This window comes from Euhalothece natronophila Z-M001 (assembly GCF_007904085.1).
GTDB lineage: Bacteria > Cyanobacteriota > Cyanobacteriia > Cyanobacteriales > Rubidibacteraceae > Halothece > Halothece natronophila.
In genome coordinates, this window is record NZ_CP042326.1 from 2101186 (window position 1) to 2114682 (window position 13497).

11 protein-coding genes and 1 tRNA gene are annotated in these 13497 nt (G+C 41.6%); 6 read left to right on the plus strand and 6 right to left on the minus strand.

Translation table 11 applies throughout. From position 1 onward, the window contains the following. Positions 1-148 precede the first annotated feature (148 nt). The 6 genes from FRE64_RS10240 to ubiE all read left to right on the plus strand — a co-directional run bounded on the left by FRE64_RS10240 (position 149) and on the right by ubiE (position 7740). On the plus strand, positions 149-1552 hold the full coding sequence (locus FRE64_RS10240; RefSeq protein WP_146295983.1) for an efflux RND transporter periplasmic adaptor subunit: 1404 nt from the start codon (positions 149-151) through the stop codon (positions 1550-1552). Between the two features lie 29 nt (positions 1553-1581). Continuing rightward, positions 1582-4770, plus strand: a complete 3189-nt coding sequence (locus tag FRE64_RS10245; RefSeq protein ID WP_146295984.1) for an efflux RND transporter permease subunit — start codon at positions 1582-1584, stop codon at positions 4768-4770. Between the two features lie 89 nt (positions 4771-4859). Beyond that, positions 4860-5963, plus strand: a complete 1104-nt coding sequence (locus tag FRE64_RS10250) for a mechanosensitive ion channel family protein (RefSeq protein ID WP_146295985.1) — start codon at positions 4860-4862, stop codon at positions 5961-5963. Positions 5964-6166: 203 nt separating this feature from the next. Next, entirely contained in the window at positions 6167-6433 is a 267-nt protein-coding gene (locus FRE64_RS10255) for a hypothetical protein (RefSeq protein ID WP_146295986.1), read from the plus strand. A gap of 3 nt (positions 6434-6436) precedes the next feature. After that, on the plus strand, positions 6437-6799 hold the full coding sequence (locus FRE64_RS10260) for a type II toxin-antitoxin system PemK/MazF family toxin (protein WP_146295987.1): 363 nt from the start codon (positions 6437-6439) through the stop codon (positions 6797-6799). 236 nt (positions 6800-7035) lie between these two features. Next, positions 7036-7740 carry a bifunctional demethylmenaquinone methyltransferase/2-methoxy-6-polyprenyl-1,4-benzoquinol methylase UbiE gene (ubiE, locus tag FRE64_RS10265; RefSeq protein ID WP_146295988.1) on the plus strand — a complete coding sequence of 235 codons (705 nt, stop codon included), beginning with the start codon at positions 7036-7038 and terminating at the stop codon, positions 7738-7740. A 71-nt stretch (positions 7741-7811) separates the two neighbouring features. On the opposite strand, the gene FRE64_RS10270 is transcribed toward ubiE, so the two are convergent. The 6 genes from FRE64_RS10270 to psb29 form a co-directional block, all read right to left on the minus strand. Continuing rightward, positions 7812-7885 (minus strand) — tRNA-Arg (locus FRE64_RS10270). After that, positions 7886-9277, minus strand: coding sequence for an argininosuccinate lyase (gene argH, locus FRE64_RS10275; protein ID WP_390622269.1), 1392 nt, complete (start codon positions 9275-9277; stop codon positions 7886-7888). 20 nt (positions 9278-9297) lie between these two features. Beyond that, positions 9298-10308: a phosphotransferase gene (locus tag FRE64_RS10280; RefSeq protein WP_186708768.1), complete on the minus strand. Its 1011-nt coding sequence runs from the start codon at positions 10306-10308 to the stop codon at positions 9298-9300. A 136-nt stretch (positions 10309-10444) separates the two neighbouring features. After that, positions 10445-11194, minus strand: coding sequence for an HAD-IA family hydrolase (locus FRE64_RS10285; protein ID WP_146295990.1), 750 nt, complete (start codon positions 11192-11194; stop codon positions 10445-10447). A 36-nt stretch (positions 11195-11230) separates the two neighbouring features. Next, on the minus strand, positions 11231-12502 hold the full coding sequence (locus tag FRE64_RS10290; RefSeq protein ID WP_146295991.1) for an RNA-guided endonuclease InsQ/TnpB family protein: 1272 nt from the start codon (positions 12500-12502) through the stop codon (positions 11231-11233). A gap of 278 nt (positions 12503-12780) precedes the next feature. Beyond that, complete coding sequence (gene psb29, locus FRE64_RS10295) at positions 12781-13491, minus strand: photosystem II biogenesis protein Psp29 (protein ID WP_146295992.1); 711 nt, start codon at positions 13489-13491, stop codon at positions 12781-12783. Positions 13492-13497: the final 6 nt, after the last annotated feature.

The window sequence follows — 13497 nt, forward strand, 5'->3', positions numbered from 1 at the left end:
ATCAGTCTGTTATACTACTCAATAGACTAAAAGTTTAATTTTGTTTTAACAGTATTAAAAACCATCATAACCTCCTTCTGTCTTCAGAAAGAAGCCAGAGGGGGTTTAGAAAAGTAACAATAGCATCATTAATTCTAAGTTGCTGACTATGTCTCATTCTCCACCTTCCGATCCCAATCAAAATCCAGAAAATTCAACTCCCCCAGAGCATCAAAACACAGAAATCCAATTATCAGAGCAACCACAATCTCCAAAAGAAAAAGAAAAATCAGGAGTGTGGCGTAAAGGCGCGATCGCGCTTGGGATTCTTGCGGTTTTAGGAGGAGGAATTTGGGGAGGTCGTCAGTTTTTAATTTCCCGTTCTGATCCCCCAGCATCAGCGCAACAAGGGCAACCAGGCTCTCAACCCACTCCTGTTACCTTAGAAGAATTACAACCAGAAACCCTCATTGACAGTTCCCAATTTGTCGGCGGACTAGAGGCCCAAGAACGAGTCGTAGTTCGTCCTGAAGCGCAAGGACGAGTTAGAGAAGTCTTAGTGGAATCAGGAGATGAAGTAGAAGCAGGAACCCCCCTAGTGCAACTCCGTCCTGAAAGAAGTGAAGCGGAACTTAGAAGCGCCCAATCCGATGTGGAAGGTGCTCAATCCTCCCTACGCACTGCCGAATCAGAATTAGAATCCCGTCGCGCTCAAGTTAGAGAAGCTGAATCAGAAGTAGAACTTCAAAATGAAGAATATCAGCGCACAGAATTTTTAGTCGAACAAGGAGCGCAATCGCAACAACAGTTAGATCAAGCCAAGCGCGATCGCGATGCTGCCCTCTCCCAACTAGAAACCAGACAAAGACAAGTTGAATCTGCTGAATCTCAACTAGAAGAAGCGCGATCGGCTCTAAATCGTGCTGAATCACAAGTTGAAGTCATCCAAGAAGACTTAGAAGATAGGCGAATTGTCGCTCCAATTGCAGGTAGCGTTGGAAATGTCAATGTTAAAGTTGGTGACGTATTACAAAGTGGAGATGAAATAACCAGTATCAGTAAAAATGAGGTTCTAGAGCTTAATCTTCGCATTCCCACCGAACAAGCCCAACGACTCCAACAAGGCTTACCGGTTCAAATTCAAGGGTCTGACACAGATGAATCCTTACCAACAGGACAAATCAGCTTCATTTCCCCCCAAGTGGATAGCGGTGCTCAATCAGTGCTAGCAAAAGCCTCGTTTCCGAATCCAGAAGGGCGATTAAGAGATGACCAAGTGGTTAGAGCCAGAATCATTTGGGAAGAGCGCACCGGCACTCTTGTTCCCACTACTGCTATTTCTCGTCTGGGAGGACAAACATTTGTCTTTACTGCCGACGAAGAAGACGGGGAAATGGTTGCCAGACAAAGACCTGTGGAATTAGGGGATATTCAAGGGAATAAGTACCAAGTTATTTCTGGGGTAGAACCCGGAGAAACCATTATTACCTCTGGCATTATGGAACTTCGCGACGGCGCTCCCATTGTCCCTGAATCAGAAATGGAAGACATGGAAGGGCCCCCTCAAATGTAAGGGAATTAGAATAACCAATAATTAATAAAATGTTTGTCAATTACTTTATTAAACGCCCTGTATTTACCACTGTCGCCTCTTTAATGATTTTATTAATCGGGGCAATTAGTATTCCTACCCTGCCTGTAGCGCAATTTCCCGATATCAGCCCCAAACAAGTTAGCGTCAGAGCTACCTATACAGGAGCAGATGCGGAAACCGTAGAAGAAACGGTCACCAATATTCTCGAACGAGAAATTACTGGGGTGGATGGGATGCGTTACATGACTTCTAGTAGCAGTAATAATGGGACAAGTTCCATTACTGTTACTTTTGATGCCGACAGAGATCAAGATATTGCCGCCGTTGATGTTCAAAATCGCGTCTCCCAAGCCGAACCTTTTTTACCGCAAGAGGTAATTAATAGCGGAATCGAAGTGAGTAAAGAAGAAGATAACCTCCTGATGGGGTTTGGTCTTTTTTCCGAAAACGATGAATATGACGACCTCTTTTTAAGTAACTATGCTGATTTATACATGGTTGATGCCCTAGAACGAATCGAAGGGGTCGGTAATGTTCAAATTTTTGGGGAAAGACAGTATGCCATGCGAATTTGGCTTGATCCCAATCGGTTAGCCAGTCGTAATTTAGTGGCTCAAGATGTGGTTCGCGCCCTAGAAGAACAAAACTTGGAAGTGGGAGCCGGACAAATTGGACAACCCCCGATGCCAGAAGACCAAGAATTCCAAATTGGGGTGCGAGCGGATACTCGTCTTGAAAGTGTTTCTGAATTTGAGGATGTGGTGGTTTCGAGAGGAGATGATGGCACACTAACAAAAATTAAAGATGTGGGGCGTGTCGAGTTAGGCGCGCAAGACTATAGTTCTATTTTGCGGTTTCGAGGCAACACCGCCGTAGGATTAGGCATTAACCAAGTTCCTGGGAGTAATGCCCTAGAAGTGGCTCAGGCAGTGAGAGCAGAAATGGAAGAGCTTGCTCAAGACTTCCCCCCAGGCATGGTTTATGATGTGGGTTTTGACACCACCGAGTTTGTGGAAGAGTCGATTATTAGTGTGGTGCAAACCCTGATACAGGCAGTGATTTTAGTGGTGCTAGTGATCTTTGTTTTCCTACAAGATTGGCGAACCACGGTTATTCCTGCAATTACAGTACCCTTATCCTTAGTAGGAACGTTTATTTTTGTTAATATCTTTGATTTTTCCATTAATACGCTCACGCTTTTTGGTCTTACCCTTGCCACAGGGATGGTAGTTGATGATGCGATTATTGTTGTTGAAGATATTGCTCGCAAAATTCAAGATGATGGGTTACGTCCGCGACAAGCTGCCATTGTTGCCATGCGAGAGTTAAGTGGGGCGGTAATTGCTACTTCCTTAGTATTAATGGCAGTATTTGTTCCTGTGGCGTTTTTCCCGGGGACAACTGGAGCGTTATATCGTCAATTCGCCCTCACCATTGCGTTTGCTATTGGGGTTTCTACCTTTAATGCCCTGACCATCACCCCCACTCTTTCTGGCTTGCTCTTGCGACAAAAAATGCCCAGTCGAGGGATTTTAGCTTTTGCCTTTGGTTGGTTTAATAACTTTTTACGCTGGCTAGAGAGAAGCTATAGAGGGATTATTGTTTTCTTTACCCGTATTAAAACCGTTATTATAGCGGTATTTGTTGCCCTCTTGGTTCTCACGGGTTGGGTTTATAATCAAGTTCCGGAAGCGTTTTTACCTGATGAAGATCAGGGATTCTTTATTACCATTATTCAAGCTCCCGATGGGGTTGCTCTCCCTTACACCAGCGATGTCATAGAACAAATTGAAGACATTTATCTCGATATTCCAGAAGTGCGTTCTACCTTTGCTATTGGTGGTTTCAGTCTCGGGGGAGGGGGAACTGCCAATAGTGGGGCAATTTTTACCTCTTTACAGCCTTGGGAAGAACGGACTCATCCTGCACAGTCATTGGAGGTGATTCTGAATCGCATACGAGGTCAAGTGATGACAATGCCAGAGGCAACAGTAATTCCTGTTAATCCTCCTGCTATCCCGGGTTTAGGGGCGTTTGGGGGCTTTGAGTTTCAATTACAAGATCGACGAGGCGAGCTGGAAATTACAGAGTTTACTCAAAGTATGCAGCAGTTGTTGGGAGCTGCCAATCAGCATCCTGATATTGCAGGGGCATTTAGCCAATTTTCTGCTGATAGTAACATCTTAGAATTAGATGTCGATCGCGATCGCGCTCAAGCCTTACAAGTGGATATGAGTGAAATTTTCAGCACTCTACAAACTTACTTAGGCTCACAATATGTGAACGACTTTACCCTCAACCGTCGTAACTATCGGGTTTATGTACAAGCTGATGAGGAATTTCGTCGTAATCCCCAACAAATTAACGAAATTTATGTTCGCTCTAACAATAACGAAATGATCCCCCTTGGAAACTTAGTTAGTATTAATTCCACCACAGGGGCGCAAACCATTAACCATTACAATACCTTCCGTTCCATTGAAATTAACGGAGAAGCAGCCCCCGGTTCCAGTTCAGGAGAAGCGATCGCCGCTATGGAAGCAGTCGCGGAAGAAACCCTTGCTCCGGGTTTAGGGTTTGAGTGGTCAGGAATTTCCCTAGAAGAAATTGAAGCCGCTGGACAAGCCCCCCTCATTTTCGGACTGGGATTAGCCTTTGTTTTCCTCGTTCTCGCCGCTCAATATGAAAGCTACATTGACCCCATTATTATCATGCTCTCTGTTCCCTTAGCCGTTTTAGGGGCTTTAACAGCGCAATCATTACGGGGATTAGAGAATGATGTTTATACCCAAGTGGGGTTAGTGATGCTGATTGGGTTAGCTAGTAAAAACTCGATTTTAATTGTGGAGTTTGCCAACCAATTACGAGAAGAAGGGGTCAAAATTACCAAAGCTGCCATTGAAGCCGCCCAAAAACGGATGCGTCCAATTATTATGACAGCTATTTCCACACTGAGTAGTATCTTTCCCCTTGTGATTGCCACCGGTGCAGGGGCTGCCAGTCGTCAGTCTTTAGGAACTGCGGTTTTTGGGGGAATGTTTGTTGCCACCTTCCTCAGTTTATTTATTGTTCCCATCTTATACATTGTCATTAAAAATCTCGGGGAACTAGTGTTTGGCCCCCGTTACCCCGAACCAACAACGGCGGAAACAGCTACTGTTGATCAAGGAGAAGAAGTCACTTCCTCAGAACAGTAAGCATCTTCACTGTTAAAAAACTGTCCAAAATGATGTAACATTTTTACCGCCCTCCCAAACGTTGGGGGGGTTAATTATGGAGGGATTTAATGGATCATCAGTTTCGAGAGACAATGGAAGAATTTTTACAATATGAAATTTTCAATAATTTAGTATCTGAATACTTATTAGCCTTAGTTATTTTAGTCGTTGGTTTCATTATTATTAAATTTATTCTTAGAAACCTGATCCTAAAACGCTTAAAAGGTTGGATTGTTAAATCTAGTATTCCCTTTAATAATCGGTTGCTCAAGATATTTGAAGCCGTAATTCTCCCTCTGCTTTATTTAGGCGTTCTTTATATTAGTATTCGTAACTTAGAACTCCATCCCATTATTAATCAAGCCATTGATGCAGTTATCTTGATTTTTGCCACCTTTATTGGCGTTCGCTTCATTGGCAAAATGATCGAATACATTTTAACCACTTACTGGTTAAAAGGAGAGGATGACGAAACTCGACAGCAAAGTGTTGCGATTCTGTCTCCAGCACTGAGAATTGTTACTTGGACAATTGGTCTGATCTTTTTATTAGGAAACCTTGGTTTTAATATCTCGGCATTGATTGCGAGTTTAGGGGTTGGGGGGATTGCGATTGCTTTAGCCGCTCAAGGTGTGTTTCAAGAATTATTTAGTTATTTTGCTATTCTTCTTGATAAACCCGTTAAAATTGGTGACTTTATTATTGTTGGTGATTTAATAGGAACCGTAGAACATATTGGGGTTAAAACAACTCGCCTCCGAAGCCTGAGTGGGGAAGAATTAATTTTATCCAATAGTGATTTAACAAGTTCTCGGATTCGCAATTATAAACGCATGAAAGAGCGTCGCATTGTATTTAGTATTGGTGTAGCTTATGAGACAACTTTAGAGCAATTGAAAGCGATTCCGGGTTATATTGAAGAGATTATAAAACAGACAGAAAACACTCGTTTTGATCGCTGTCATTTTCATGATTATGGCGATTTCAGCCTTAATTTTGAAATTGTCTATTATATGACGACTCCAGACTACACCGCTTATATGAATGCCCAACAAAAAATTAATTGGGAAATTAAAGAAATTTTTGAAGCCCAAGGGATCGAAATTGCTTATCCCACCCAAGTTTTGTATGTCAATCAAAGTGAACCAGTTACTAAGACTAATTTATTATGATTTGTTCTTTGTCATTTGTCATTTGTCATTTGTCCTTTGTAAACCAATAACGATAGCCATCCTAAATTAGTTTTAAAGTTTCACCAAACTATAATCTATAAAGGATTACGTAATATCAATTCTGATCGTTGAACTGAAACTGTTTATGGTTTAGTATATTTAATTAAGGTCATTAAGATGAAAAATAGTTTAAATACCTTATTATGCCAAGTTTAGAACTTACACTAGAACAAGTTATAGACCTAGTCAAACAACTATCACCGAAAAAAAAACAAGTAGTTTTCTCTGCACTTTATAAAGATTTAGTAGCAGATTGTTCAAACTTAAAGCTAGACTGGGAGACTAAAGAATGGTTAGAAGCAAACTTAATTGATGAACTGCCACCTTATGAGTGGGAAGAGGAGATTCCTCCAGAAGGAAAACCAGTGCGTTATGATCCTAATATTGGTCTAATTGTTGATGAGGATTAACGATTGTCAAAAAAACTGCAAGCAGGCGATTTAATTCTTGTTAGCTTGCCTGACCATCAACCTAAAGGACGTGAACAAGAAGGTAGAAGACCAGCAATTATTGTTGGTTTGCCAAAAGGAAAAGTGCGCTATCCTGTAATTTTAATTGCTCCTCTAACCACTCAGTTTGGTTTTTGGGTAGAAAATAATCCGACTCTTTATCCTAAACTTAATGCTGGTACAGGTGGACTATCTAAAAATTCTGTTGTATTACTTGATCAAATTCGGGCTGTTGATGTTAAGCGTGTTATTTCCTACTTAGGAAGTTTATCTCCTAGAGAGTTCCAGAAAATTTTAGAGGGCTTACAGTCAATATTTAACCTTTAAGCCTAAAAAAGGATCATTTATAGGTTTTTCTTGCTTCTGCATTGACTCGAAGTTAGGGCAATTTAGCCTGATTGGTTGATCTATTCGAGGGGTAACATAAAGGAATGATCTGATTTGCTTTTGCCAAAAACTATAGCAATCAGCAAGGATTCATGAGAAACTTTTGTTGCCTAATTGTCTATTAACTTAAACCAAAATTCCTGTCTCACAACTGATTCGGATACTGCTAATCACCTATGACTCAATCCCCCACCGATATTCAAGCCATTTTTAATCGCATTGCTCCAGTATATGATCAACTCAATGATGCCCTTAGTTTAGGACAACATCGCATCTGGAAGCGTATGACCGTAAAATGGGCGCAACCGCAAGCAGGAGATACCGCCCTTGATTTATGCTGTGGTAGTGGCGATTTGGCGTTCTTATTAGCGAAAATGGTAGGGAAAAGAGGCACTGTGATTGGGGCAGATTTTTCGCCACAACAGTTGGAAGTTGCCCGTCAGCGTCAGCAAAGTTCTCTCTATCCGATACAGTGGGTAGAAGCTGATGCCCTTAATCTTCCTTTCTCGGATAATAAATTTGATTGTGCGACAGTGGGGTATGGCTTGCGGAATGTAATTGATATTTCTCGCTGTTTAGAGGAGTTGTATCGCGTTTTAAAGCCTGAAGCGACGGTTGCGATTCTTGACTTTCATCGCCCCTACAATGAGACAATTCGGGGGTTTCAGCAATGGTTTTTAGAGCAGTTAGTTGTTCCCACAGCAGAAGGGTTAGGATTTAAAGAAGATTATGCTTATATTAATCCCAGTTTAGAACGGTTTCCCCAAGGACGAGAACAAGTGAAACTAGCGCAAGCAGCGGGGTTTACTCAGGTTAAACATTACGCGATCGCGCTGGAGTTGATGGGGATTTTAGTAATGACCAAACCTAGAATTGATTAAAAAGATTCAAATAGGATTGCCACTATAGCCACGATTGTTGCATGATAACGCGATCGCAATAACCAATAAAACAGGGTTGGCCAGGTTCGAACTGGCGACCTAGCGCTTAGGAGGCGCTTGCTCTATCCAACTGAGCTACAACCCCTTATTGATTCATTAACAATTTAGCATTTTCAATAGCAATTTTAACTTGCTCAAAACCAGTTCCACCTTCACTATTTCTTGCAGAAACTACTTGTTTTGGCGTAATAGCATGATAGATATCTTGCTCAAAAGCAGGGTGAATTTGTTGCCATTCTTCTAGGGTTAAGTCTTTTAAGAGTTTACTTTTTTCCAGACAAGTTCTGACCACTTTTCCCACTAGATTATAGGCTTCTCGAAAAGGAACCCCTTTTGTTACTAAATAGTCCGCAACATCGGTGGCATTAGAAAAGTCTTCGGTCACTGCTTCACTAAGACGTTGTTTTCTAAATTCTAATCCTTCTGTTAATAAGATCGTCATTGCTTCTAAACAGGCTCCGGTAGTTTTTACTGCATCAAATAATCCCTCTTTATCTTCTTGTAAGTCTTTGTTATAAGCTAAAGGAAGCCCTTTCATTAACATCAACATTCCTTGTAAACTTCCACAAACGCGCCCTGTTTTCCCACGGATTAATTCGGGAATATCAGGATTCTTTTTTTGCGGCATAATACTAGAACCCGTGGCGCAACTATCTTTAAGAGTGACAAAATTAAATTCTTGGGAAGCCCAAAGGATAATCTCTTCACTAAAACGCGAAAGATGTACCATAATTAAACTCGCAGCGTTGAGAAATTCAATGGCAAAATCGCGATCGCTGACTCCATCTAAACTATTACGATAAATCCTCTCAAACCCTAATTCTTGGGCAGTATAATTACGATCAATGGGGAAAGTGGTTCCAGCTAAAGCGCCACACCCTAAAGGAGAAATATTGGTTCGTTTTGCGACATCTCCTAAACGTTCCCAATCCCGTTGTGCCATTTCCCAGTAAGCTAAAAGATGATGGGCGAGACTAATGGGTTGCGCCCGTTGTAAGTGGGTATAACCTGGGATGAGGGTTTCTAGATTGTTTTCCGCTAACTCAAGTAAGGCTTGTTGATAATCACGGAGATGGTTGCGAATGTGGCTGATTTTTTCTCGTAAATAAAGGCGAATATCAGTTCCCACCTGATCATTGCGCGATCGCGCGGTGTGTAATTTTTTCCCCACATCCCCGACTATCTCTGTTAAGCGATGTTCCACCGCAAAATGGACATCTTCTTCCTCAACTCCAGGTTGAAACTCTCCTTGCTGGTATTCTGCTAAAATCTGTTGCAATCCCTGCACTAAGGTTTCTGCTTCTGTCTCAGAAATAATCCCCGTTTTTGCCAACATTTGGGCGTGGGCGATTGAACCTTGGATATCGTAGGGGAGAAGTTCAATATCAAATAAAATACTGGCGTTAAATTGCGCGATCGCGGGATTTAATGACGACTCAAAGCGATCACTCCAAGTAGAACCTGATTGTTTCACGATTTTGACCTATTTCAACGAAGCTAGTTACCAGATTGTAACTGTTTGAGCTTTTCTAAGCGACGATTAAAATAATAATCATCAAGGCGACTATAGTCAAAATAAAGGGCACGGTTAAGATGAATCCCCCATCCCCAAATAAAGGCAGCTATACTCAGGGCTTGTAAAGCGTCCAATTCTATAGGAGTAAGCGGAATAATACTCTCATAACCGTCTAAAAAGGCTTCTCGAATAGTATGACTACAACCAGCTTGTAAAGAAACCTGGCGGAATTTAGCCACATCAAAAGCTCGCCAGCCGTACCCACATTGATCAAAATCAAAAAGCATTAGTTGATCATCATGGGTAAAATGAGCATTACCACTATGAGGATCTCCCCAGCAAACTGTCCAATAGGGAGGAGTCATGGGGAGATGTTCTAATTCGTCTTTTACCTTACCAGCAATGCTAAGGAGAGTCCGTAAATGGTCTGTCTGTTTCTCTAAAAATGGCGCAATAATCCTGATCGACTCATCAACAATCAAAGATGGGGTAAGCGGAGAACGTTCACTGCTAGAGGAGAAATTTCGGCTTACTTGATGGATTTTAGCGACTGTTTCTCCGAGTTTATGACTTTGAGTGTAATTACAGTCTCCTAGTGGGACTGATCCCTCAGCGTATTCAAACAGTGCGCCATAGCGAGTTCCTTCTGGGGCTTCTATTTCTAAACAAAGCTCCCCTGTTTTCGTGTGAAGGGGAGAGGCTACGGGTAGCTGATGATAGCGGAGAAAGGTAAGAAATTCTAATTCAAACAGGATTTCAGAGCGCGATCGCCAATGATGATGAGAAATCCGAAAAATATAGCGATTAATGCTAGTCTCAATCAAATAGATATCGCTAAGTCCGTGATACCAAAAGCGACAGTTTTTTACGACCCCAATATCATAGTGTTGGGCAACTGCAGCTGTAACGGCTTCAAGTGCTACAGTTGAGTAAGTAACCTGACACTGGATGCTCGTTCGACAAGCTGATTTAATCGATGTTTGGTTATACAAGAGACTAGCAAGGTTTTCGATTCAACTCAACATTACCTTAAAATTATCTCGGAAACATTAACATCAGTTTGTATGGAAGACTACAAAATTAAAAATTTCTCTAAGTAAAGATCCTTGCATCTGACTGGGTACAGCTTCAGTTTACCTCTAATAACCCTTGTGCTAAAGCAACATTAAAATAACTTGATTGAATAACTTGTTTTGAGTGAAAAACTTTAAACGGTTGATCAGGTTCTCCTAACTGATCAATCACCAAGATAGCGTTAGAAAAGTTTTGGTTTAGGGTATAACGGTTAACTGTAATCACCGTTTTTAAACCAGCCGCCATAGAAGCACTCAACCCCTGTTGAGAGTCTTCAAACACTAGGCACTCTTCTGGAGTTACCTTCATTTTGTCTAATACATAATTATAAACATCAGGGTAAGGCTTTTTATTTTCAACCATATCTCCGGTTGCAATCACTTCAAAGTAATAATCTCCTTGCAGATAAGTGTTGAGTAATGCCATGGTATTTTCAAGGGAACTCGTTGTCGCCACTGCCAAACGAATTCCTGATACTTTTGCTTCCTCTAGAAGTCGTTTTACTCCTGAACGGAGCGGAATTTTTCCATTCTCTAAGAGTTGACGGTAATATTGACTTTTAGCATGGTGTAGTTGTCGAATTAACTGATCTCCTTGAGAAGGATGCTGAGACTCAGGAAGATAATGGGTAATGTAGTGGCGAATTCTCTCTTTCCCACCAGAAATAGCTAACAGTTTGCCATAGAGAGACTCTGACCAATGCCAATCTAAGCCAGCATCAGCAAACGCTTGATTAAAAGCTACCCGATGACCATGACGTTCAGTGTCTGCTAAAGTGCCATCAACATCAAAAATGAAAAGCATATTATCTTGTTCATTGACATTCTCTCCCGTCAAACGCTACGCGCTATGACGGGAGATTCCTAGCCTCACGACTAAGTTTCCTGTCTCAGGCTCTTGACTAGACGAAGTTGCCTCCACCCCCGTCAGATCGCCTCTACAGGCAATTTGTTTATTCTCTAACCCCTGCCCGAGGTCGGAGAGTCCTCTATCTCTAATCACTTCAGCACTTACTACATCCCTTGAGCCTATGTAACCGCATTCAGGACAATGGTGAACTCTGACATCCAGAGTTTTCTTCCCTGTATGCGCTCCACACTGACTGCATTCTTGAGATGTACCATCTTTGTCAACTTTGGCAAAGTAAACATCACGTTTCCAACACACCCACTCCAAGATGTTCACAAACTGACCAAAGCCAGCATCCGCAGCGTGTTTAGATAACATTCCTCGTTGCCACGAACGGAAATTGATGTCTTCGACAAAGATCATTCCAGCCCCGTCGCACAAACGATGAGCAAGTTTGAAGTGCCAGTCTTTACGAGCGTCAGATATACGTTGGTGAACTCTTGCTATCTTTATATTTAGTTTATGGCGGTTATTCGACCCTTTCTTTTTGTTCTTGAGCCTACGTTGGAGCAATTTCAGCTTCCTTTGTAGAGACTTCAAAAACCTCGGTCGTTTAACTTCTAAACCATCAGAAGTCGCAACAAATTTGTCAAAGCCCAAGTCTAACCCTCTTGGATGACCATGAGGGAAAGGTTGAGGAAAATCTACATCCAACTGAAGGGAAAGCATGACAAGGTAACCAGAGGCTTTTCTAATCACTCTTGCCTGCTTCACCTTAAATCCTTCTGGGATGTCTCTAGACTTTCTGAACCTAACCCAACCTAATTGAGGTAGTTTAATTTGATTTCCTTTTAATACTTCTCCCCTGATCTGAGGAATCAGATAAGACCTTAAACGATACTTGTTCTTAAATCTAGGAAAACCGAACCCTCTAGATTTCATGTCAGAGAAAGCACGATCTAAAGCTCTCAAAACTTGTTGAAGCACTTGAGCATTAACTGATTTAAGGCGTTCGCTATTTTTCTTTGCCTCGGTTAAGGCTTTTGCTTGCCTTGAATAACTCGGATAAAGTTCATCGGGAGGAATCAGATATTCCTTTTCAATGGAACAAGCGTTAACAGGACATTTTCGAGAGTTGATCCAATCCTTCCTTTCCCTAAGAGCATAATTCCAAACCGTTCGGCAAACACCGAGCGTCTGCTCGATCAGGTCGATTTGGAGTTGGTTTGGTTCTAACTTATACTCGTAGGAAAGGGTAAACATTGGATTTTGAACTTTAGTAATTCCAGTTTAACCGTTTCTACACGATTTAACAACTAATGTACGGATGTCCTAACGGACTTTTTTCTTTTGGTCACGATTCATGAGGGGCTGTGTGCGGAGGTCTCCTCCGCACCTTGTGAGGGCTTAGTTTGGAGGTTTCCTCCAAACGTAAGAAGCCCGAACCGAAGGAAAGCCCCGTCTACCCGTTAAGCTCCTTTCGTCGCTATAACGGGAGTCCTCTCGTGACATATCTGATAGCAGGCAAAACTATCTACCTGTTAGATAATCATGGACTGATTGATGTTTTCTGGAGAGTTTTTCTCTTCCTGTCGTCTTTCTCGTTGCTTACGATCAGATTTAATAACATCTTCTAAAACCGATCGCGCTTGTTCCATTTTTTCTAAATTACTGCGATAAAGGTCTAAATCTTTATCAACCTTTTCTTTCGGTAAATTCAGGGCTTGACAACACTTTTCTAATATTTCTTGCCGTACTTTATCATCATTGGTCAAACTAGGATTAGCAGTTTCTAAGATCGTATAAAGCCCAATCATAAATAAACGGCTATACTTAAACCGAGGATTATCTTTAATTCCCTGTAATAAATTATCTAAATCTCCTGCCCCCGGTAAAGGCTTTAACTCACATAACCAAGCTGTTACCGCTTCAACCGAGTTATTTTCTGCCAAAGATTTTACCCGTTCAGCATCTTGTCGATACTGTTGGGGATCTCCTTCTACTGCTTTACAAATAGCATTGAAAATTGATTCTTTATCCTGTTCTGGCTGATATCCTTGCATAAAGGTATCAAATACCGTTACCACCCCTAAGGCATAAATGGGGTCATACTTAAAATCCACATTGACGGTTAGCAGGTGCATCTCCACCAATAATTCCTCAATCACTCGCCGATAGATGGAGTTAAGAGGACGAGTATGGAGACTATAAAAGGTGCGCTTGGTTTCAGAAAGAGTGCGAAGGGTATCCACAGGTTT

Bases quoted from the DNA above. Each gene is read 5' to 3' on its own strand.
- FRE64_RS10240 (WP_146295983.1), top strand. From the start codon at position 149: ATGTCTCATTCTCCACCTTCCGATCCCAATCAAAATCCAGAAAATTCA.
- FRE64_RS10245 (WP_146295984.1), top strand. From the start codon at position 1,582: ATGTTTGTCAATTACTTTATTAAACGCCCTGTATTTACCACTGTCGCC.
- FRE64_RS10250 (WP_146295985.1), top strand. From the start codon at position 4,860: ATGGATCATCAGTTTCGAGAGACAATGGAAGAATTTTTACAATATGAA.
- FRE64_RS10255 (WP_146295986.1), top strand. From the start codon at position 6,167: ATGCCAAGTTTAGAACTTACACTAGAACAAGTTATAGACCTAGTCAAA.
- ubiE (WP_146295988.1), top strand. From the start codon at position 7,036: ATGACTCAATCCCCCACCGATATTCAAGCCATTTTTAATCGCATTGCT.
- FRE64_RS10285 (WP_146295990.1), bottom strand. From the start codon at position 11,194: ATGCTTTTCATTTTTGATGTTGATGGCACTTTAGCAGACACTGAACGT.
- FRE64_RS10290 (WP_146295991.1), bottom strand. From the start codon at position 12,502: ATGTTTACCCTTTCCTACGAGTATAAGTTAGAACCAAACCAACTCCAA.